Source organism: Erythrobacter westpacificensis, from assembly GCF_039542285.1.
Classification (GTDB): Bacteria; Pseudomonadota; Alphaproteobacteria; order Sphingomonadales; family Sphingomonadaceae; genus Alteraurantiacibacter; species Alteraurantiacibacter westpacificensis.
Map to the genome: position 1 here is coordinate 237,381 of NZ_BAABHV010000001.1, position 19,192 is coordinate 256,572.

Here is a 19,192-nt window from a genome sequence, read left to right on the forward strand (position 1 = left end):
CCTCAGCTGCTCACCAGTTCGTGCACGGCATCGACGAGCTGGCCGTACTTCTCGATCTCGGCCTGCTGGTTCATCGAGATGATGATGTCGAATTCGTCCTCGATCTCGGCGACGAAGTCCATCACCGTCAGGCTGTCGAATTCCAGGTCGCCGGCGAAGGTCGTGTCCTCGGTGATGGCGATGCCCTTCTTGTTGAAGGGCTCTATAATCTTGCGAATGCGGGAGTCGACTTCGGCGCGGTCCATGCAGGAAATGTCCTCAAAGGCTACTGTTGTTGCGCCCCCCTATAGGGGAGGCGAACGCCCGCGGCAAAGCTTTCGCGCCGCTGCTTGTCAAGCCGTTTGGCTCTTGGCAGGTTCACGAGGAGCGCCGCAGTTAGGCGGCCGCAATGGCGGGGGCACGATGAACGAGACGAAAACCGGCGAGCCGCGCAAGTTTGCCGCCAATTCGGTGCAGATGTTGCGCACGGTGCAATCGAACACGCTGGCCCTGTCGCAGATGGCGGACCAGAAGGCCTCGATCCTGATGGGTGCGACCTTCGTGGTGTTCTCCATCGCGATTGGCCGCGCGCTGGAAGGGGAGATGCCGTGGTCGCTCACGATCCTCGCCGTCTTCGCGTTCCTCAGCTCGCTGTCGGCAGCGTGGGCGGTGATGCCGTCTATCCTCAGGCCGCCGCAGGTGCCGAACGGGCAGCAGAACCCGCTGTTCTTCGGCCACTTCACCTTTCGCGACGAGGAGGAGTGGGCGGACGAATTCCTCGGCCGGATGCAGGACGAGGAAACGATGTTCCGCATGATGCTGCGCGATCTCTACCAGAACGGGCTGGTGCTGCAGCGGCGCAAGTATCGCTACCTGACCTATGCCTACAGGCTGTTCATCGCCGGGATGGTGCTGACGCTGGCGGTGGCCGCCATCGAATACACTGTCTGACGCAGGCTAGCTGGCAACCGCCTTGGGCGTGCCATCGACGAGGCCCCTTACTGCCGCCATGAAGGGCCCGATGGAGACAGGCTTCGCAAGGTAGCCCTCGGCCCCGGATTCGCGGATGCGCTGCTCATCGCCCTTGCCGGCATAGGCCGTGACCGCCAGCACTGGCACTTCGCACAGGTCGGCATCGTGCTTGAGAATGGATATGAGGTCGAGGCCGGAGACATCCTGCAACTGGATATCCATGACGACCAGGTTGGGCGTGAAAGCGCGGGCGGCCTCGATGGCGAGATTGCCATCGGCCACCGGCTCGACGGAAAAGCCACCTGCCTGCAGCACGTCGCAGAAAAGTTTCCGGTTAAGATCGTTGTCCTCGACAACGAGGATACGCTTCGTCATTTAGCCCCCGAACCCCTCCGACCCGATGGAGGGACAACCAAACACTTATATTTATTTACGGACTGCCAACCATTCTTAACACAGGTGAAGATTACGTAAAGGATGCTTCGGCATTGGCCCTTGCCGCCCTCGGCTGGGTTCTGGCGGACGAGCGCCGGGCGCACCGCTTTCTCGATCTGACTGGCCTTTCCCCCGATGGCCTGCGCGAATCGATCGGCGAGATTTCCACGCACCGCGCCGTGCTCGATTTCCTCAGCCAGCACGAGCCGGACCTGCTGGGCGCGGCAGAGGCGCTGGACGTGCCGCCTGAAACGCTTGTGGCTGCCCGAAAGGACCTGCGCCGATGACCCCACTTTCCAACACTGGTCGCCCCCTCGTCGTCACCGATTGCGATGAAGTGCTGCTGCACATGGTCCGGCATTTCCGCGACTGGCTGGATGCCGAGCATGATATCGAGTTCCAGCTGGAAGGCGATCCCTTCGTCCAGTCCATGCGCCGTCGCGGCAGCGAGCAGGCGATGGAGGAGAAGGAGGTCTGGTCCCTGCTGGGCGGTTTCTTCGATACGCAGATGGACAGGCAGGAGCCAATCGAAGGCTCGATAAACGCGATCCAGGAATTGCAGCGCGAGGCCGACGTGGTGGTGCTCACCAACCTCGTCGACGAACGCAACGAGGCGCGCCGCCGCCAGCTGGAATCGCTCGGCATCACAGCGCCGGTCTACACCAACCAGGGGCCGAAAGGCGGGGCACTGTCGCGCATCGTGGAAGAGCACGGATCGCAGCGGATCGTCTTCGTGGACGATATCGCCAAGCACCACGAATCGGCGATGGAGACGATCCCCCACGTCCATCGCCTGCATTTCGTGGGCGAACCGGCCATTGCCCCGCATGTGCCCTGCGCGCACAAGGCCGGCCACGCCCACGCGCGGATAGACAAGTGGACGGATGCCCTGCCATGGATCATGGAAACCCTGCACGGAGAGAAACAATGAGCATCGAGGCGCGCCTTCAGGAACTCGGTATCGAACTGCCGGAAGTCTCTCCTCCGCTGGCCAGCTACGTGCCGGTGATGGTGCAGGGCGATCTCGCTTTCGTGTCGGGGCAGCTCCCTTTCATCGATGGCGAGGTGGTGACCGGCACGCTGGGCAAGGACGTCGATCTCGACAAGGCAATTGCCGCCGCGCGGGCCTGCGGCCTGATGATCCTGGCGCAGCTTCGCCACGAGATCGGCTCGCTCGACCGGGTGGAGCGGATCGTCAAGCTGGGCGGCTTCGTCGCCTGCACGCCCGATTTCACGGACCAGCACAAGGTGGTGAACGGCGCGTCCGACCTGATGGCCGAGGTTTTCGACGACAAGGGCCGCCACGCCCGCGCCGCCGTGGGCGTACCCAGCCTGCCGGTGGGTGCGGCGGTGGAAGTGGACGCGGTGATCGCCATTGGGCCACGCTGACCTCGAACGGCCTGGCAAACTCGCCGCGCTGCATTCGGGCGCCTACGCCCATCGCGGGCTGCACGATACCGGTGTGCCGGAAAACTCGCTGGCAGCATTCAGGGCGGCCAGCGCGGCGGGCCTCGGCATCGAGTGCGATATCCGCAAGAGCAGCGACGGGCGTGCCATGGTTTTCCACGATGCGGACCTTGCGCGGCTGACGGGGCGGGAAGGGGCCATGGGCGCTCTTCCCGTCGGCGAGCTTACCGCCATAACGCTGACCGGCAGCGAAGAAACCATCCCCACGCTGCGCGACCTGCTGGATCTCGTCGACGGGAAAGTGCCGCTGCTGCTGGAACTCAAGAGCGACGACCGTCGCCCCGTCGCTGCCTTGTGCCGCGCCGTGCGCCGCGATCTCGACGGGTACACGGGCGCGGTAGGCGTGATGAGCTTCGACCCGCGCATCCCGCGCTGGTTCGCCGGCAAGGAGCCGGAAGTGCTGCGCGGGCTGGTGGTGACAGAGCAAAATGCGCGCACGTTGATCGACAGCATCAAGCGCCGCCTGTCGGTGTCCCATGCGAAGCCCGATTTCCTCGCCCTCGACATTCGCGACCTGCCCAGCGGCCTCGCAAAGACGCAAACGCGCAAGGGCCGGGCGCTGTTCACATGGACCGTGCGCAGCGCCGCCCACGTGGAAACCGCCTTGCAGGCAGGGGCGGTGCCCATAGCCGAAGGTCCGGGGGTGGCAGCATGGGAGGCGGGTGCCTAGATTAAGGCCGATGGCCGAATCCTCCCTCACCGCCAGAGTAGCCCCGGCAGTCGGCGACGTTCCCGCCGCCCAGTGGGACGCGCTGGCGGGCAAGGACAACCCCTTCACTAGCCATGCCTTCCTCTCCCTGCTCGAGGAATCGGGCAGCGTCGGTCCCGGCACGGGCTGGCAGGCCGCCCCGCTGCTGCTGGAGGATGCCTCGGGCAAGCTGGTGGGCGCACTTCCCAGCTACCTGAAGGGCCACAGCCAGGGCGAATACGTGTTCGACTACGCCTGGGCCGATGCCTGGCACCGCGCGGGCGGGGAATACTATCCCAAGCTTCAGGTGAGCGTGCCGTTCACGCCCGGCACGGGGCCGCGCCTGCTGCTGGCGGACGATAGCTACGCCCCGCTGCTGCTGGGCGCGGCGGAGCAACTGGTGCAGCAGAACGGCTGGTCGAGCGCGCACGCGACGTTCATCGAGCCTGCCCAGCAACAATTGTTCGAGGATGCCGGCTGGCTGCGGCGCGAGGATATCCAGTTCCACTGGTACAACCGCGATTACGACAGCTTCGAGGCGTTCCTCGCCGATCTCACCAGCCGCAAGCGCAAGGACCTGCGCAAGGAACGGCGCGCCGCGAACGAGGGGCTGGAGGTAAAGGCGCTGACGGGCGACGACATCCGACCCGAGCACTGGGACGCTTTCTGGCTGTTCTACCAGGATACCGGCGCGCGCAAATGGGGCACGCCCTACCTGACGCGCGCGGCGTTCGACCTGATGGGAGAGCGCATGGCGGACCGCCTGCTGCTGCTGCTGGCCTACGAAGACGGCAGGCCCATTGCGGGTGCGCTCAATTTCATTGGCGGGCAGGCGCTCTATGGCCGGTACTGGGGCTGCCTGTCGGACAGGCGCTTCCTGCATTTCGAGCTGTGCTACTACCGCGCCATCGACGCGGCGATAGAACTGGGGCTGGACCGCGTGGAAGCGGGCGCGCAGGGCGGGCACAAGCTGGCCCGCGGGTATGAACCGGTGGCGACGGTGTCGATGCACTACCTCGCCGATCCGGGGTTTCGCGACGCGGTGGAGGATTTCCTTTCCCGCGAGCGCATGGGCGTGGGCATGGACCAGCTTCACCTGGCCCAGCGTACGCCGTTCAAGAAAGGTTAGGCAGCGTCAGCCTCGCCGCGCAGCCACTCGCGCGCACGGCGCTGGGCTTCGGCGATCTCGCGGGCGGTCATCTCGTCCGACACGTCGGCGCGGCACCAGCAGGCAGCTTCGTGCCCCTGCGCCGCGGCAAGGTTGAACCACTTGTGCGCCTCGACCAGATCGCAGTCCACGCCGTGGCTGCCGGTGGAATAGGCCACGCCCAGGTCGTAGTAGACATTGGTATCGCCTTCTGCGGCGGCGGCCAGGCAGCGCGCCACCAGCATGTCGGCTCCCGACACGTCGGCCGGTTCGATCTTTGCAAAAGTCTCGATCTTGGCAAGTTCCATGATCGTTCGTCCCCATGTTGCTGTGCCGGACCAATGCCCGGACAGGGCGATGTTTTGATGAACGTGGTCAAGAAATGGTTAACACGGCGGCAGAATTGTTGATTCTGCCCTTGGCGGTGGGCTTCTCGAGATTGCCGCTTGTGCCGACTTTGCGTGAGCCCTATAGGCGCGCCGGACGACGGCTTCAGCAGCCGGGGGGATAGATCCCGCTTCAAAGACGGGACGGTCGCCGGGTGCAGCAGGGGAAGCTTTCACCAATCCGTTTTTCGGAGTGACTGAATGGCCACCGCCACCCATGACGATATCGACATCCTAGCCAAGGCGAAGCGCGCCCTGCCCGCTGATTACTCGCCCAGCGAAGATGAAGAGTACATGTCGGAAAAGCAGCTGAACTACTTTCGCGTCCTCTTGCTGGAGTGGAAGCGCAGCATCGTGCAGGCATCGGAGGGGACCCTGCAAAGCCTGCAGGACGGCCCCATCCGCGAACCCGACCTCAACGATCGGGCCTCGAGCGAAACCGACTGGGGCATCGAGCTGCGCACGCGCGACCGGCAGCGCAAGCTGATTTCCAAGATCGATGCCGCGCTGCGCCGTATCGACGAGGGCGAATACGGCTGGTGCGACAAGACGGGTGAACCCATCGGCATCAACCGCCTGATCGCGCGTCCTATCGCCACAATGACCGTGGAAGCGCAGCAGGCGCACGAGCGGCGCGAGAAGGTTTCCCGCGACAACTGAGACCCTGACTGTCCCGGATCGGGGCAGGCGGAACCTTGGTTGCAGGTCTTTACAACTCGTTAGGCAATTGCGCTGCATCCCGTGCGCGTCATCCGCTCGAGGGGCCCATGATCGTGTCGCAACGGTAACGAAGAGCAACCAGCCATGAGCAATATCGATACCCGCCAGGTCGATCGCGACAGCCTGTTCCTGCTCGCGCAACTGCGCGTCGACGGGCGCGACGAGATGTACCGTGTTAAGGTGCGCAACCTGTCGGCGGGCGGCATGATGGCGGAAGGCGACGTGAAAGTGATGCGCGGCGCGCTCGTGGAAGTGGAACTGCGCAACATCGGCTGGGTCGATGGCACTGTCGCCTGGAAGCAGGACAACCGCTTCGGCATCGCTTTCGTGGACGAGATCGACCCCAGGCGCGCCCGCGCGTCGGTCAGCGGCTCTACCGTCAATCACGGGGCCGGCCCGAAACAGGTGTTCGGCACCGACGGCAAGCGCGTGCTCAAGCTCTAGGCCTGTTACCAAGCCCGGTTGAAGAGGCCCGCGACCGGGCCTATCGCAGCGGGCATGGTCGCCCGGCGATTCCTCCCTCTTGCAGCACTTTGCGCAGCCCTTGCCGCCTGCGGTTCGGCGGACGATGGCGCCGTGGACGTGGCGCTGATCGGTTCACCGGAAAGCGTGCTGACCACCAGCCTGCGCCTTTCCGCTTCCGCCCAGCACGTGCGGGCCGCCACGCAGTCGGGCCTCGTCGCCCTCAACCCGCAGGGCGAGACCGTGCCCGCGCTGGCGGAACGCTGGATCGTGACCGACGACGGGCGCAGCTTCATCTTCCGCCTCCGCGAGGGCACCTGGCCCGATGGCTCCGAACTCACCGCCGCCAGCGCGCGCGATGCGTTGGAGGATGCGATCGAGGGGCTTGAGGGGACGTCCCTCGCGCAGGACCTCGCTCCTGTGGAGGAAGTGCGCGCCATGGCCGGACGGGTGATCGAACTGCGGCTCTCCACGCCCGAGCCATACCTGTTGCAGATCCTCGCCCAGCCGGAGCTGGCGCTGCGCCAGCCGGGCGGGGAAACCGGTCCCATGACGATGCAGCGCGAAGGCGATGCCATCACGCTGAATTTCAAGCCGCCGCTGGAACGCGGCCTGCCCGACGACGAGGAATGGCAGGAAAGTGTGCGCGAAATCCGCCTGCATCCCCTTCCGGCGGAAGAGGCCATCGCCATGTTCGACAGCGGCGAGGCGGAAACCGTGATCGGCGGCACGCTGGGCAACTTTCCGCTTGTGGAAACGGGCCCGCTGTCATCGGGCACCCTGCGGCTGGACACCACCTACGGCCTGTTCGGCCTGCAGGTGCGCGCCGATGGCGGCCTTTTGTCCAACACCGGGGTGCGCGAGGGGCTGGCGATGGCGATTGATCGCCCGGCGCTGATGGCGCGCTACAACATCAGCGGCTGGGTGCCCACCACGCGGCCCGTTTCCCCCGGCCTGCCGGGCGATCCGGGCTTGGTGAACGAACGCTGGGTGGACCAGCCCATCGAGGAGCGGCGCGAGGAAGCCGCCGCGCGCATTTCCGCCTGGCGCGCCCAGTTCGACGAGGGCGACCTGTCGCAGCCTGCCACGATCAGCCTCGCCATCGGCGATGCTCCCGGCTGGGAGCTGCTCTACCGCGACCTTGCGGCCCAGCTTGCCACAGTGGGCCTGCGGCTGGAGCGGGCGGATGACGCGCGCGATGCGGACCTTGTCCTGGTAGACCGCGTGGCCCGCTATCCCGCGCCGCGCTGGTTCCTCAACCAGTTCCACTGCAGCCTTGGCCGCGGCCTGTGCGACGAGAACGTGGACACCCTGGTGGAGATCGCGCTGGCCGAAACCGATCCCGTCGCCCGCGCCCGCACACTGGCGCAGGCGGAGGCGGAACTGACGCTGGCCAATGTCTATATCCCCATCGGCGCGCCGCTGCGCTGGTCGCTGGTGCGCGGCAGCGTGGATGCCTTCCTGCCCAACCCCTACGCCTTCCATCCCTTGCCGGAGATGGCGCAAATCCCCAGATAGAGGCCAAGGAGATGCCTCTTCATGGCCGACAAGCCGGAAACGAACCTGACTGCCCTGCAGCCCAAGACCGAGGGCGAGCGCGGGCGTGCGCGCCGCATGAACACCATGCAGGACTTGCCCATCGGTAACGATCCCGCCTCCATCCGCCGCCGGATAGAGGCGATGGAAATGGTGCTGGAGCGCAGCTTCGTGATCCCCGGCATCAATCGTCCCGTCGGCCTCGACGCGATCATCGGCCTGGTGCCGGTGGTGGGCGATATCATCGCCATGGGGCTGGGCGCGTGGATCGTGTGGGAAGCGCGCAACCTCGGCCTGCCCAAGTGGAAGCTGTGGCGCATGGCCGGCAACGTGGCGTTCGACAGCGCGGTGGGCGCGGTTCCGGTGGCGGGCGACCTGTTCGACTTCATGTTCCGCTCCAACACGCGCAACCTCAGAATCGTGAAGAAGCACCTCGACAAGCATCACCCCGCGTCGAAGGTGATCGACCAGTAGTTTCTTTCGTGACCGCTTTGGCGTAGGCGAGGGCATGGCCAAGAGCGACGTCACTTACTCATCCTACCTCGATCTCGAGCGTATCCTGTCGGCGCAGCATCCTGCGTCCGATGCGCACGACGAGTTCCTGTTCATCATCGTCCACCAGGCCAGCGAGCTGTGGCTGAAGCTGTGCCTGCACGAGCTGGAGGCCGCCCGCGAACTGGTGATCGCGGACAATCTCGGCCCTGCCTTCAAGATGCTGGCCCGCGTGGCGCAGGCGCAGCGGCAGCTGATCTCCAGCTGGGACGTGCTTTCCACCATGACGCCGCACGACTATTCACTCGTGCGCCCGCACCTCGGCAATTCCAGCGGCTTCCAGTCGGCACAGTACCGGCTGATGGAATTCATCCTCGGCGGCCGCAATCCCGACATGGTGACCATGCACGAGGCGACGCCCGAAGTGGCGGACAAGCTGAAGGCCGAACTAGCACGGCCCAGCCTCTATGGCGAGGTGCTGCGCCTGCTCCAGCGGCGCGGGTTCGACCTACCGGACGATATCTTCGACCGCGACCTGAAAGCTCCGCACGAACCGCTGGACGTCGTGATCGAGACATGGGCCAAGGTCTACCGCGACCCGCAGCAATACTGGGACCTCTACGAACTGGCGGAAAAGCTGGTGGACCTCGAATACCACTTCCAGCGCTGGCGTTTCGGCCACCTGAAGACGGTGGAGCGGGTGATCGGCTTCAAGCGCGGCACCGGCGGCACGGCGGGGGTGCCCTACCTCGAAAGCGTGCTGAAGCTGGGCTTTTTCCCCGAACTGCTGGCCGTGAGGACGCAGATTTGACCCGCTGGCAGGAAGAAGCCGCGCGCCTCGATGCCGCTGATCCGCTGGCCGATTTCCGCGCGCATTTCCTGATCGACGACGATCTTGCTTACCTCGACGGCAATTCGCTGGGCGCCTTGCCCAAGGCGACGCCCGATCGGGTGGCCGAAGTGGTGCGCGCAGAATGGGGCGAGGGGCTGATTTCCAGCTGGAACGCGGCGGGCTGGATAGACCTGCCGCAACGCATCGGGGCGAAGATCGCACCGCTGGTGGGCGCGCAGCCGCACGAGGTGGTCGTGGCGGATTCGGTTTCGGTGAACCTGTTCAAGCTCATCAGCGCGGCGCTGGCCATGCGACCGGGGCGCAAGGTGGTGCTGAGCGAACCCGGCAACTTCCCCACCGATCTCTACATGATCGAGGGGCTGGAGAAGCAGGGCCTTGCCGAGCGGCGGCTGGCGGAGCGGGACGGCATCGAAAGCGCGCTGGGTGGCGACGTTGCACTGCTGCTACTCACACATGTGCATTACAAGACCGGCGAAATGTTCGACATGGCGCGCCTGACGAAGGCGGCGCACGATGCGGGCGCGCTGGTGCTGTGGGACCTGTCGCACTCGGTCGGCGCGGTGCCGGTGGACCTGGATGGCGCGGACGCGGATTTCGCTGTCGGCTGCGGCTACAAGTACCTGAACGGCGGCCCCGGTGCCCCGGCCTTCGCCTTCGTGGCGGAGCGGCATCAGGCAGATTTGCAGCAACCCCTGAGCGGCTGGATGGGCCATGCGAAGCCGTTCGAGTTTTCCGACGATTACGAACCCGCGCCGGGCGTCGACCAGCTGCTGTGCGGCACCCCGCCCATCGTGTCGATGAGCGCGCTGGAAGTGGGCGTCGACCTGATGGCAGGCATCGGGATTGCGGCACTGGTGGCAAAATCGCGCAAGCTTTCCGAATTCACCCGCGCAGCCATGGCGGACATGGTGCCGGAACTGCCGTGCATTTCGCCGGATGATCCGGAAGTGCGCGGCAGCCAGCTCTCCTTTCGTGCGCGAAACGCCTACGAATTGTGCCAGGCCCTGATCGCGCGCCGGGTGGTGGGCGATTTCCGCGCGCCCGATGTGCTGCGCCTTGGCTTCGCACCTGCCTACGTCCGCTTTGCCGATTGCTGGCGCGCGGTGCAGACCCTGCGCGATATTCTCGATAGCGGGGAATGGCGGAAGGCCGAATTCGCCGAGCGTTCGGCAGTTACCTGACGGGTCAGATATCGAAGCCCGGTTGCGGCGTGACCTCGGCAAGGTCGATGCGGATGATGGCGGTGCTCTCGGGATTGAACTCGCGCGTCAGGAACGTGCCCAGCACCGCGGCGCTCGCCACCATCACCAGCAGCATCAGCGCGCACCATGCCCGCCCGGCCATGCCGAGTCCTTCGCGCTCTTCCGGTCCGATGGAGTCCCGATCACCCATGGAGGGAAGCCTAGGAATTGCGGGTTTAGGAGCCGTTAAGACGGATCGGCACCTTTCCTACGCTGGCGAGTTCGCGCCACGTTTCGGGAATGATTGCCAAGGCCCGAACACGACCCGCAAACGAAAGGTTACAGGTCCAGCGCCGGATGCGACTGCAAACCGTTGTCTTTTCTTGTGTAATTGCCCGGCCGAAGTTTTTGAAAACGCCCCTGTCGGCGTTCCACATTACCGTCTTACTCTTCCAGCTCGATGTCCCAGTACAACCAGTCGCGCCAGGTTTCGTGGAGGTAATTGGGCGGAAAGGCCTTGCCGTGCTGCTGCAATTGCCAGCTCGTGGGGCGGATGGGCTTCACGTAAAGCTGCATCCCAGCCTCTTTCGGCGTGCGCCCGCCCTTCTTCATGTTGCACGGCGCGCAGGCGGTTGCGATGTTCTCCCACGTGGTCTTGCCGCCCTGTCGGCGCGGGATCACGTGATCGTAGGTGAGGTGCTGCTGGCTGCCGCAGTACTGGCAGGTGAACTTGTCGCGCAGGAACAGGTTGAAGCGGGTGAAGGCCGGGAACTCGCTGGTCTTCACATATTGCCGCAGCGCGATGACGCTGGGCACCTTCATGTCCAGCGATTGCGAATGCACCGCCCGGTCGTAGCTGGCGACGATATCGACGCGCTCGAGGAACACTGCCTTGATCGCGGTCTGCCAGGGCCAGAGGCTGAGGGGGTAGTAGGAGAGCGGAGTGTAATCCGCATTGAGCACGAGCGCCGGGCAGCTCTCCAGCGTCCGGGTCGGGTCTTCTGCCGCGCTCCGGAATCTCGCGGCCCGTTCGATCAGTTCGGCTTTGAACACGCCTGTGTCCTCCCTGATACGCCTAGAAATGCACTTGCACGCGGATGCGTCAACCCTGTTACAGACAGGCTATCCACAGTGATATTCACAAGGCGCTGCCTAATGTCCTATGCGGATCGCGCATGATCGTTACCCGTTTCGCCCCCAGTCCCAATGGCCCGCTGCACCTCGGCCACGCCTATTCCGCCGTGGTAGCGCACGATCTGGCGCGGGAGCGGGGCGGACGGTTCCTGCTCAGGATCGAGGATATCGACGGGGCCCGGTCCCGCCCCGAGCTGACGGACGACTTTCGCCGGGATCTCGAATGGCTGGGGCTGGAATGGGACGAGGTGCCCGCGCAGTCTACCCGGCTGGACAGCTACGAAGCGGCGGCGCGGCGCCTGATGGACGATGGCCTGCTGTACCGCTGCACCTGCACGCGGGCGGAGATCCAGGCACTGGAACCGCGCATGGGGCCGGAAGGGCTGGTCTATCCCGGCACCTGCAAGGGCCGGCACCTCGACCTTGCGCGTCCTAGCGCCCTGCGGCTGGATATGGACGCCGCCATGGCCCGCGCCGGCGAGATTTTCTGGGAGGACGAGACCGCAGGCCGCATCGCCGCCGATCCGCGCGAACTGGGAGACGTCGTTCTGGTGCGGAAGGATGCGCCCGCCAGCTACCACCTTGCGGCGACGCTCGACGATGCGGCAGACGGCGTCACGCTGGTCACGCGCGGGGCGGACCTTTTCTTCGCCAGCCACATCCATCGCCTGTTGCAGGAACTTCTGTGCCTTCCGGTGCCCACCTGGCACCACCATGCGCTGCTGCTGGAGGAGGACGGGAAGAAGCTGGCGAAAAGCCGCCGGTCGGGCGAGCGCGGACTGGGCCTGAAAGAGATGCGCGAAGCGGGAGAAGACGGCAGCGCGCTTGCCCAAAACCTGCGCATGGGCCAAATGCCGTGTGGCATTGCCCTGTCACGCTTCCCACATGGTGAAACATGAATACATTCCTCATCATCCTTCTCGCCATCTTCGCCATTCTGGCGGTCATCTCGCTGGTGCGCGGCATCGTCGCCTTCCTGCAGACCACCAAGCTGGACCTTGAAAGCGGCGGAGAAAACTCCAAGGAATTGATGGAGCGCCAGAACAAGGCCATGTTCGCGCGCATCAAGTACCAGGCGCTGGCGATCGTCGTCGTCGCGGTGCTGCTGATGGTGAACAGCTGAACGCCTGCGGTTGACCGGAGGCGCGGCAGATCGGCGTGGACTGGGGGGCATGATGGTGAAGTTGAACAAGATCTACACCCGCACGGGTGACGACGGGACAACTGGCCTTGTTGATGGCTCTCGCCTGCCCAAGCATGCGCCGCGGATGCAGGCGGTGGGCGAAGTGGACGAGGCGAACGCCGCGCTCGGTCTCGCCGTGGTCGTCGCCGACGGTTACATAAAATCCGACCTCGTGCGCTTCCAGAACGCCCTGTTCGATCTCGGCGCAGATCTGGCGACGCCGCTTGGCGAAGTTGGCGGTGAAGACTTCGAGCCTTCGGAAATGGTCCTGCGTATCGTCGCCTCGCAGGTCGAACACGTGGAAAACCGTATCGACGGCCTCAACTCGGGTCTTCCGCCACTGACCAGCTTCGTGCTTCCCGGCGGCAGCGAACTCGCCGCGCGGCTGCACCTGGCGCGCACCGTGGCCCGCCGCGCAGAGCGTGCGATGACGGCGCTGGCCGAGGTGGAGCCGGTGAACCCCGCTGCGCTCGCCTTCATCAACCGGCTGTCGGATTACCTGTTCGTCGCCGCCAGGATCGCGAACCACAGCGGCAGGGGCGATGTCCACTGGGTGCCCGGCGCAAATCGCTAGCCAGCGGTTCGGAACCTGCCCCCTTTGCCGCCCGTTATCATGGCAAAGGAGATTTCCATGACCGAGAAGAATTCCGAATCGAAAGAAGAACGCATGGCCGACCTCGCGCCGGAGATGCATAACGACGAGCAGGACGACCATCGCATGCAAGCACAGGAAGTGTCCGAGGAAGCCCGTCGCACCACGGTGACGACGCGGATGCCGACCGAAAGCGAACGCGATCCGAACGGCACCGGCATTTTCGGCAACCCGACGCAGGACACGGTCGATCGGATGCGCGACATGGAAAGCAGCGGCCGCATCGACATGAACGCCTTTGCCGGCGAGGCCAATCACGATGACAACGTCGACAAGTTCGGCAAGGACGCAAAGCCCGATGGCCTGCGCGGTGACGGCACCTGATCGCCTAGCCGATGCCGGAGGCGGTAGCCTCGTCGAGTACCCAGAGGGCAGCGATCAGCAGCCCCGCACCAAAGCTGATGGCGTAAGCGATCAGCTTGATGTGCGGCAGTTTCGGAGTGTCGACGCTGTGTGACGACAATCTCTCAAGCGCACGGGTGGCGCGCCGTTCGGCGCCGATTGCAAAGACGATGGACAGCGCGATGAACCCCGTGGCGATTGCTCGTGCCAGCCACGGTGGTTCGAACTCGCCGAACAAGGCATTGAAACCGATCCCTATGGCGATCGCTGCAAACGAAGTGCGCATCCAGCCGGCAAAGGTCCGCTCCAGCGCCATGATCGTGCGATCTTCGGCCCAGTCGGTGCGGTTCTCGGCCCACTCCGTGCTGGGATCATCCTTATCTTGCGGATCGTCTTGCGCCATTAACGAAGTCTAGGACTCAAATTCTGGCTTGCCAATGCCTTAGCTGTCCCCGGCCTCCCGCTTCAGCTGGTACAGCAGGTCCAGCGCATCGCGTGGCGAGAGGGCGTCAACGTCCGTCTCTCGCAGTTTTTCCCGCAAGGTGTCGCACTGCTCCTCTTCGGCAGCGATGCTGGCGGCGAACAGCGGCAGGTCGCCGAGACCCGCTGCCAAACCGCCCGTTTCGGCGCGTCCCTTCTCCAGCTTGTCGAGCACGCTGCGGGCGCGTTTCACAACGGGCGCAGGCACGCCCGCCAGCTTGGCGACGGCAAGACCATAGGACCGGTCCGCCGCGCCTTCCGCCAGTTCGTGGAGGAGCACGAGATCGCCTTTCCATTCCTTGGCGCGGACGTGATGCAGCGAGAGCGCTTCGCACGTTTCGGCCAATCGCGCCATCTCGTGATAGTGAGTCGCGAACAGGCAGCGGCTGCGGTTGGCTTCGTGGATCGCCTCGGCCACGGCCCAGGCCAGCGCCAGCCCGTCGTAAGTGCTCGTGCCGCGACCGACCTCGTCGAGGATCACGAAGCTTCGCTCTGTCGCCTGGCTGAGTATCGCCGCAGTCTCGACCATTTCGACCATGAAAGTCGAGCGTCCGCGGGCGAGATTGTCCGACGCGCCGACACGGCTGAAAAGCTGGTCGACGAGGCCGATGCGAGCGGCCCGTGCGGGGACGAAGCCGCCAGCCTGCGCCATCAGCACGATCAGCGCATTCTGGCGCAGGAAGGTCGATTTGCCGCCCATGTTCGGCCCGCCGACCAGCCACAGCCTGTCCTCTTCGGCCAAGGCACAGTCGTTGGCCACGAACCGTTCGCCGTTGGCGGCCAGCGCCGCTTCCACCACCGGGTGGCGGCCCGCTTCGATCGCCAGCATCGGCTCGTCGGACATGGCCGGGCGACACCATTCGCCATCGCTCGCCCGTTCGGCCTGCCCCGCCGCCACGTCCAGCCGTGCCAGCGCGGCGGCGGTTGCTGCAATGGCTTCGCGCCGGGCGGCGACGCGCTCGGTCAGTCCCTCAAAATGCGCTTCTTCGGCTGCCAGAGCGCGGCCACCGGCTTCGGCAATGCGGTTGGCTTCCTCATGCAGGGTGAGCGAGTTGAAGCGCACGGCGTTGGCCATCGTCTGGCGATGGGTGAAGCCGCTTTCGGGCGACATCAGCTTGTCGGCGTGCTTGCTCGGCACCTCGATGAAATAGCCGAGCACGCCGTTGTGCCTGATCTTGAGCGATGGCGTGCCGGTCTCTTCCCGGTAGCGCGCTTCCATCGCTGCGATCGCGCGCCGAGCATTGCCCGACACTTCACGCAGATCGTCGAGCGCCGCGTCGTAGCCCTCGGCGATATAGCCGCCCGATTGCCGCTCCGTCGGCGGGGAAGGGACCAGCGCGCGGGCTAAGAGATCGGTCAGTTCACCGTGCCCCCTGAAGTGCGGCAGCAGGGAATCCAGCAGGGGCGGCCGGTCAGCCTTGCCTTGCAGCAGGTCGTGGATACGGCGCGCCTCGGAAAGGCCATCGCGTATCTGGCCCAAGTCGCGCGGTGAGCCGCGTCCGGCAACCAACCGACCAAGCGCACGGCCGATGTCGGGCAGGCTGCGCAGCATGGCGCGCAGGTCCGATCGCAGCAGTGGATCGCGCAGGATGTAGTCGACCAGCGCCAGCCGTGCCTCGATTGCGTGCCGGTCGGCCAGCGGCGCGGAAAGGTCCTCGGCCAGTTGCCGCGCGCCAGCGCCTGTCACGCAGCGATCGATCGCGGCAATGAGGCTGCCGCTGCGCCCGCCCTGCTGGCTGGCGAGGATTTCCAGCGAGGCGCGCGTAGCCTCGTCCATGGCCATATGCTCTCCACTCGCCCGCGCCGTGGGAGGCAGCAGGAGCGGCAAGGTCCCGCGCCCCGCGTGTTCGAGATAGGCCACCATACCGCCCGCTGCTGCCAGCATGGCGCGACTGAACTGGCCGAACCCGTCGAGCGTGGCGACGCCGTGAATCTTCTTCAGCCGCGCCTCGCCATTATCGCTGGAGAAATCACCGCGCGGGCGCATCACGGCATCGAACGGGGCATCGTCCCATCCCTCCGGGGCGACAACCTCGCTCGCGCCGATGCGCGCCAGCACGGCGGGCAGGCGTTCGGGCGCGCAGTCCTCCAGCGTCATCGAGCCGGTCGAAATGTCGCACGCCGCGACGCCGCAGGTGCCGCGCACATCGCACACGGCGGCCAGCATGTTCGCGCGGCGAGGTTCCAGCAGCGCTTCCTCGGTAAGCGTGCCGGCCGTGACGAAGCGCACGATGTCGCGCTTCACCAGCGCTTTCGACACGGGCGATCCTTCGCGCCTGGCGCGCTCCTTGGCCTCGTCCGGGGTTTCCACTTGCTCGGCAATGGCGACGCGGCATCCGGCGCGGATCAGCCTGGCGAGGTAGTTCTCCGCTGAATGCACGGGCACGCCGCACATCGGCACGGGATCGCCGCCGTGTTCCCCGCGTGTGGTCAGCGCGATATCGAGGACTCCCGCCGCCGTCTTCGCATCGTCGAAGAACAGTTCGAAGAAGTCACCCATGCGGTAGAACAGCAGGCAGTCGCCGGCCTCGGCCTTGAGGTCGAAATACTGCTGCATCATCGGGGTTGCTGCGTTGGCCATGAAGCGGCGGGGTTACAGCCACGCGCGCCGATTCGGGAAGAGCGGACGTGCCGCTTTCCCCTATCGCGGAGGACAATCGGCCTCTATGGCGGGGGCCAATAGGGAGAAATCGCTTGGCCGACGAAACGAATACCAGCTTCACCGCCCGAGAGGCGCTGTTCTACCACGAGACGATCCGCCCCGGTAAGATCGAGATCATCGCCTCCAAGCCGATGACGACGCAGCGCGACCTGAGCCTGGCCTACTCGCCCGGCGTCGCCGTGCCGGTAGAGGAGATCGCGCGCGATCCGGCTCTTGCCGCGCGCTACACCGCCCGCTCCAACCTCGTCGCCGTCATCTCCAACGGCACCGCCATCCTTGGCCTCGGCAACCTCGGCGCGCTGGCATCGAAGCCGGTGATGGAAGGCAAGGCCGTGCTGTTCAAGCGCTTCGCCGATGTCGATTCCATCGATATCGAGCTTGATACCGAAGACCCCGATGCCTTTATCGAGGCAGTCGCGCTGATGGAGCCGAGCTTCGGCGGCATCAACCTCGAAGACATCAAGGCGCCCGAATGCTTCATCATCGAGCAGGCCCTGCGCGAACGCATGAACATCCCGATCATGCACGACGACCAGCACGGCACCGCGATCATCGCCGCGGCCGGCCTGATCAACGCCTGCCACCTGACGGGACGCGACCTGAAGGACGTGAAAATGGTGGTGAACGGCGCGGGCGCATCGGCGCTGGCCTGTACCGCGCTGATCAAGTCCGTCGGTGTGCCGCATGAAAACGTGATCGTGTGCGACCGATCCGGCCCGATCTATCCCGGTCGTACCGACGTCGACCAGTGGAAGAGCGCCCATGCCGTTCCCACCGAGGCGCGCAGTCTGGAGGAGGCGCTGGAGGGCGCCGACATCTTCCTCGGCCTGTCCGCCGCAGGTGCGCTGAAGCCGGAATGGGTGGAGAAGATGGCCGACAGTCCGATCATCTTCGCAATGGCGAACCCCGTTCCCGAGATCATGCCGGACGAGGCCAAGAAGGTCCGGCCCGACGCGATCATCGCGACCGGGCGCAGCGATTTTCCCAACCAGGTCAACAACGTGCTGGGCTTCCCCTTCATCTTCCGCGGCGCGCTGGACGTGCGCGCAACCGCGATCAACGAGGAAATGAAGGTCGCTGCCGCCCGCGCCATCGCGGAGCTGGCGCGCGAGCGGGTGCCCGAGGAAGTGGCCGCCGCCTATGGCATGAACCACCAGTTCGGCCGCGAGTACATCATTCCCGCCCCGTTCGATCCGCGCCTGATGGAACGGGTGTCCTGCGCGGTTGCCAAGGCCGCGATGGATTCGGGCGTTGCGCAAGATACGATCGAGGACTTCGACGAATATACCCTGCGCCTGCGCAGCCGCCTGAACCCCACCACGGCAGCGCTCACCCGCGTGTACGAAGATGCCAAGGCCAATCCCAAGCGGATGGTCTTTGCCGAGGGCGAGGAGGACGTGTCGCTGCGCGCCGCGATCCAGTTCCGCGATTTCGGCTACGGCACGCCGATCCTGGTGGGCCGCACCGAGCGGGTGCTCGAGAAGCTGCGCGAACTCAAGGTCGACGACCCCGAAAGCTACGAGATCGCCAACTCGGCGAACTACGACGAGATCGAGCCGATGGTGGACTATCTCTACAAGCGGCTTCAGCGGCGCGGTTATACCGAGCGCGACGTTCGCCGGATGGTGAACCAGGAACGCAACGTCTTCGCCGCCCTGCTGGTGGCGCTGGGCAAGGGCGATGGCATGATCACCGGTCTTACCCGGCCTTTCAGCCAGTCCGCGCGCGACGTTGCCAAGGTGCTCGATGCCAAGGAAGGGGCGACGCCTTTCGGCATCCACATGGTGCTTGGCAAGAACCACACTACGTTCCTCGCCGATACCACGATCAACGAACGCCCGACGTCGGAGCAACTGGCGCACATCGCGAAGGAAACCGCCGCCGTCGCCCGACGCATGGGGCACGAGCCGCGCGTGGCCTTCCTGTCATACTCCACTTTCGGCAACCCGTCGGGCCAGTGGCTGGGCAACATCCGCGATGCCGTGGCCATCCTCGATGCCGACGAAAGCGTGAACTTCGAATACGAAGGCGAGATGGCGCCCGATGCCGCACTTAACTCCAAGGTGATGGCGCTCTATCCCTTCAGCCGCCTGTCTGGCCCTGCCAACGTGCTGATCATGCCGGGCCTGCAATCGGCCAACCTCTCGGCAAAGCTGCTGCGCGAGCTTTCCGGCGACGCGGTTATCGGGCCGATGATGATCGGTTCGGAAAAGCCGGTGCAGATCGCTCCGATGACGTCACTGGCGCCGGACGTCCTGACGCTGGCGGTCCTGGCGAGCGCGGGCATCGTGGGCTGACCATCCGGGGCGGTTCGCCAGTTTGCCGGCCCCTCGTTCGGCGTGCCCGTGCCGGCATGGGGCTGACGGCCTGCGCTTCGGCGGTGGCTTGCCAGTTCAACTGCCGGAACCGCTCGAGGCGCGC

24 protein-coding genes are annotated in these 19,192 nt (G+C 65.4%); 17 read left to right on the forward strand and 7 right to left on the reverse strand.

The annotated features are described in order from the left end of the window. Positions 1-2: 2 nt before the first annotated feature. Positions 3-245 (reverse strand): acyl carrier protein, encoded by a 243-nt coding sequence (locus ABFX23_RS01290; RefSeq protein ID WP_346031326.1) that lies wholly within the window; start codon positions 243-245, stop codon positions 3-5. A gap of 157 nt (positions 246-402) precedes the next feature. Here ABFX23_RS01290 and ABFX23_RS01295 point away from each other — a divergent pair, with 157 nt between their 5' ends. After that, a complete protein-coding gene (locus tag ABFX23_RS01295) occupies positions 403-930 on the forward strand; it encodes a Pycsar system effector family protein (RefSeq protein ID WP_346031327.1) in 528 nt (175 codons plus the stop codon). A gap of 6 nt (positions 931-936) precedes the next feature. On the opposite strand, the gene ABFX23_RS01300 is transcribed toward ABFX23_RS01295, so the two are convergent. After that, positions 937-1,326: a response regulator gene (locus ABFX23_RS01300; RefSeq protein ID WP_346031328.1), complete on the reverse strand. Its 390-nt coding sequence runs from the start codon at positions 1,324-1,326 to the stop codon at positions 937-939. 71 nt (positions 1,327-1,397) lie between these two features. Here ABFX23_RS01300 and ABFX23_RS01305 point away from each other — a divergent pair, with 71 nt between their 5' ends. The 5 genes from ABFX23_RS01305 to ABFX23_RS01325 are packed head-to-tail and all read left to right on the forward strand — an operon-like array spanning position 1,398 to position 4,670. Next, on the forward strand, positions 1,398-1,673 hold the full coding sequence (locus ABFX23_RS01305; protein ID WP_346031477.1) for a DUF3572 family protein: 276 nt from the start codon (positions 1,398-1,400) through the stop codon (positions 1,671-1,673). Beyond that, positions 1,670-2,317, forward strand: a complete 648-nt coding sequence (locus ABFX23_RS01310; protein ID WP_346031329.1) for an HAD family hydrolase — start codon at positions 1,670-1,672, stop codon at positions 2,315-2,317. Before ABFX23_RS01305 ends, ABFX23_RS01310 begins: the two co-directional genes overlap by 4 nt. Beyond that, positions 2,314-2,775 (forward strand): RidA family protein, encoded by a 462-nt coding sequence (locus ABFX23_RS01315; protein WP_346031330.1) that lies wholly within the window; start codon positions 2,314-2,316, stop codon positions 2,773-2,775. The genes ABFX23_RS01310 and ABFX23_RS01315 overlap by 4 nt, the downstream gene beginning before the upstream one ends. Further along, a complete protein-coding gene (locus ABFX23_RS01320) occupies positions 2,762-3,523 on the forward strand; it encodes a glycerophosphodiester phosphodiesterase family protein (protein ID WP_346031331.1) in 762 nt (253 codons plus the stop codon). The genes ABFX23_RS01315 and ABFX23_RS01320 overlap by 14 nt, the downstream gene beginning before the upstream one ends. Positions 3,524-3,533: 10 nt before the next feature. Beyond that, positions 3,534-4,670 carry a GNAT family N-acetyltransferase gene (locus tag ABFX23_RS01325; RefSeq protein WP_346031332.1) on the forward strand — a complete coding sequence of 379 codons (1,137 nt, stop codon included), beginning with the start codon at positions 3,534-3,536 and terminating at the stop codon, positions 4,668-4,670. On the opposite strand, the gene ABFX23_RS01330 is transcribed toward ABFX23_RS01325, so the two are convergent. After that, positions 4,667-4,996: an SEL1-like repeat protein gene (locus ABFX23_RS01330; RefSeq protein WP_346031333.1), complete on the reverse strand. Its 330-nt coding sequence runs from the start codon at positions 4,994-4,996 to the stop codon at positions 4,667-4,669. The two genes, ABFX23_RS01325 and ABFX23_RS01330, sit on opposite strands and share 4 nt — an antisense overlap. 279 nt (positions 4,997-5,275) lie before the next feature. Here ABFX23_RS01330 and dksA point away from each other — a divergent pair, with 279 nt between their 5' ends. The 6 genes from dksA (at position 5,276) to kynU (ending at position 10,318) form a co-directional block, all read left to right on the forward strand. After that, on the forward strand, positions 5,276-5,734 hold the full coding sequence (gene dksA, locus ABFX23_RS01335; RefSeq protein ID WP_346031334.1) for an RNA polymerase-binding protein DksA: 459 nt from the start codon (positions 5,276-5,278) through the stop codon (positions 5,732-5,734). Positions 5,735-5,878: 144 nt separating this feature from the next. Then, positions 5,879-6,238, forward strand: coding sequence for a PilZ domain-containing protein (locus ABFX23_RS01340; protein WP_346031335.1), 360 nt, complete (start codon positions 5,879-5,881; stop codon positions 6,236-6,238). Positions 6,239-6,292: 54 nt separating this feature from the next. Continuing rightward, on the forward strand, positions 6,293-7,774 hold the full coding sequence (locus ABFX23_RS01345) for an ABC transporter substrate-binding protein (RefSeq protein ID WP_346031336.1): 1,482 nt from the start codon (positions 6,293-6,295) through the stop codon (positions 7,772-7,774). A 96-nt stretch (positions 7,775-7,870) separates the two neighbouring features. Continuing rightward, a complete protein-coding gene (locus ABFX23_RS01350) occupies positions 7,871-8,266 on the forward strand; it encodes a DUF4112 domain-containing protein (RefSeq protein ID WP_346031478.1) in 396 nt (131 codons plus the stop codon). Between the two features lie 34 nt (positions 8,267-8,300). Beyond that, positions 8,301-9,095, forward strand: a complete 795-nt coding sequence (locus ABFX23_RS01355) for a tryptophan 2,3-dioxygenase (RefSeq protein WP_346031337.1) — start codon at positions 8,301-8,303, stop codon at positions 9,093-9,095. Further along, positions 9,092-10,318: a kynureninase gene (gene kynU, locus ABFX23_RS01360; protein WP_346031338.1), complete on the forward strand. Its 1,227-nt coding sequence runs from the start codon at positions 9,092-9,094 to the stop codon at positions 10,316-10,318. The genes ABFX23_RS01355 and kynU overlap by 4 nt, the downstream gene beginning before the upstream one ends. A gap of 4 nt (positions 10,319-10,322) precedes the next feature. Here kynU and ABFX23_RS01365 read toward each other — a convergent pair whose 3' ends face one another. Next, the gene (locus ABFX23_RS01365; RefSeq protein WP_346031339.1) at positions 10,323-10,529 is read right to left on the reverse strand and encodes a hypothetical protein; all 207 of its coding nucleotides are present in this window, start codon (positions 10,527-10,529) and stop codon (positions 10,323-10,325) included. Between the two features lie 233 nt (positions 10,530-10,762). Further along, positions 10,763-11,371 carry an HNH endonuclease gene (locus ABFX23_RS01370; protein ID WP_120076424.1) on the reverse strand — a complete coding sequence of 203 codons (609 nt, stop codon included), beginning with the start codon at positions 11,369-11,371 and terminating at the stop codon, positions 10,763-10,765. Between the two features lie 122 nt (positions 11,372-11,493). Here ABFX23_RS01370 and gluQRS point away from each other — a divergent pair, with 122 nt between their 5' ends. From gluQRS to ABFX23_RS01390, 4 genes are read left to right on the forward strand one after another with little or no spacing between them, the layout of a single operon-like run. Then, complete coding sequence (gene gluQRS / locus ABFX23_RS01375) at positions 11,494-12,351, forward strand: tRNA glutamyl-Q(34) synthetase GluQRS (RefSeq protein ID WP_346031340.1); 858 nt, start codon at positions 11,494-11,496, stop codon at positions 12,349-12,351. Beyond that, positions 12,348-12,575, forward strand: a complete 228-nt coding sequence (locus tag ABFX23_RS01380; protein WP_346031341.1) for a hypothetical protein — start codon at positions 12,348-12,350, stop codon at positions 12,573-12,575. Before gluQRS ends, ABFX23_RS01380 begins: the two co-directional genes overlap by 4 nt. Before the next feature lie 52 nt (positions 12,576-12,627). Continuing rightward, entirely contained in the window at positions 12,628-13,209 is a 582-nt protein-coding gene (locus ABFX23_RS01385; protein ID WP_346031479.1) for a cob(I)yrinic acid a,c-diamide adenosyltransferase, read from the forward strand. Positions 13,210-13,266: 57 nt separating this feature from the next. Further along, positions 13,267-13,611, forward strand: coding sequence for a hypothetical protein (locus ABFX23_RS01390; RefSeq protein WP_346031342.1), 345 nt, complete (start codon positions 13,267-13,269; stop codon positions 13,609-13,611). Between the two features lie 4 nt (positions 13,612-13,615). On the opposite strand, the gene ABFX23_RS01395 is transcribed toward ABFX23_RS01390, so the two are convergent. Both ABFX23_RS01395 and mutS read right to left on the reverse strand, forming a co-directional pair. Beyond that, positions 13,616-14,032 (reverse strand): YidH family protein, encoded by a 417-nt coding sequence (locus ABFX23_RS01395; RefSeq protein WP_346031343.1) that lies wholly within the window; start codon positions 14,030-14,032, stop codon positions 13,616-13,618. 39 nt (positions 14,033-14,071) lie between these two features. Further along, positions 14,072-16,690, reverse strand: coding sequence for a DNA mismatch repair protein MutS (gene mutS / locus ABFX23_RS01400; protein WP_346031344.1), 2,619 nt, complete (start codon positions 16,688-16,690; stop codon positions 14,072-14,074). 113 nt (positions 16,691-16,803) lie between these two features. Between mutS and ABFX23_RS01405 the strand changes: the two genes are divergently transcribed. Next, complete coding sequence (locus ABFX23_RS01405) at positions 16,804-19,068, forward strand: NADP-dependent malic enzyme (protein ID WP_346031345.1); 2,265 nt, start codon at positions 16,804-16,806, stop codon at positions 19,066-19,068. Positions 19,069-19,192 lie beyond the last annotated feature (124 nt).

What these genes read in the sequence shown, in the direction of transcription:
- ABFX23_RS01345 (WP_346031336.1), top strand. Translation starts at nt 6,293, where the DNA reads ATGGTCGCCCGGCGATTCCTCCCTCTTGCAGCACTTTGCGCAGCCCTT.
- ABFX23_RS01355 (WP_346031337.1), top strand. Translation starts at nt 8,301, where the DNA reads ATGGCCAAGAGCGACGTCACTTACTCATCCTACCTCGATCTCGAGCGT.
- ABFX23_RS01315 (WP_346031330.1), top strand. Translation starts at nt 2,314, where the DNA reads ATGAGCATCGAGGCGCGCCTTCAGGAACTCGGTATCGAACTGCCGGAA.
- ABFX23_RS01350 (WP_346031478.1), top strand. Translation starts at nt 7,871, where the DNA reads ATGAACACCATGCAGGACTTGCCCATCGGTAACGATCCCGCCTCCATC.
- ABFX23_RS01325 (WP_346031332.1), top strand. Translation starts at nt 3,534, where the DNA reads ATGGCCGAATCCTCCCTCACCGCCAGAGTAGCCCCGGCAGTCGGCGAC.
- ABFX23_RS01290 (WP_346031326.1), bottom strand. Translation starts at nt 245, where the DNA reads ATGGACCGCGCCGAAGTCGACTCCCGCATTCGCAAGATTATAGAGCCC.
- gluQRS (WP_346031340.1), top strand. Translation starts at nt 11,494, where the DNA reads ATGATCGTTACCCGTTTCGCCCCCAGTCCCAATGGCCCGCTGCACCTC.
- ABFX23_RS01330 (WP_346031333.1), bottom strand. Translation starts at nt 4,996, where the DNA reads ATGGAACTTGCCAAGATCGAGACTTTTGCAAAGATCGAACCGGCCGAC.
- ABFX23_RS01365 (WP_346031339.1), bottom strand. Translation starts at nt 10,529, where the DNA reads ATGGGTGATCGGGACTCCATCGGACCGGAAGAGCGCGAAGGACTCGGC.
- ABFX23_RS01310 (WP_346031329.1), top strand. Translation starts at nt 1,670, where the DNA reads ATGACCCCACTTTCCAACACTGGTCGCCCCCTCGTCGTCACCGATTGC.
- ABFX23_RS01385 (WP_346031479.1), top strand. Translation starts at nt 12,628, where the DNA reads ATGGTGAAGTTGAACAAGATCTACACCCGCACGGGTGACGACGGGACA.
- ABFX23_RS01380 (WP_346031341.1), top strand. Translation starts at nt 12,348, where the DNA reads ATGAATACATTCCTCATCATCCTTCTCGCCATCTTCGCCATTCTGGCG.
- ABFX23_RS01395 (WP_346031343.1), bottom strand. Translation starts at nt 14,032, where the DNA reads ATGGCGCAAGACGATCCGCAAGATAAGGATGATCCCAGCACGGAGTGG.
- mutS (WP_346031344.1), bottom strand. Translation starts at nt 16,690, where the DNA reads ATGGCCAACGCAGCAACCCCGATGATGCAGCAGTATTTCGACCTCAAG.
- dksA (WP_346031334.1), top strand. Translation starts at nt 5,276, where the DNA reads ATGGCCACCGCCACCCATGACGATATCGACATCCTAGCCAAGGCGAAG.
- ABFX23_RS01295 (WP_346031327.1), top strand. Translation starts at nt 403, where the DNA reads ATGAACGAGACGAAAACCGGCGAGCCGCGCAAGTTTGCCGCCAATTCG.
- ABFX23_RS01300 (WP_346031328.1), bottom strand. Translation starts at nt 1,326, where the DNA reads ATGACGAAGCGTATCCTCGTTGTCGAGGACAACGATCTTAACCGGAAA.
- ABFX23_RS01390 (WP_346031342.1), top strand. Translation starts at nt 13,267, where the DNA reads ATGACCGAGAAGAATTCCGAATCGAAAGAAGAACGCATGGCCGACCTC.
- ABFX23_RS01340 (WP_346031335.1), top strand. Translation starts at nt 5,879, where the DNA reads ATGAGCAATATCGATACCCGCCAGGTCGATCGCGACAGCCTGTTCCTG.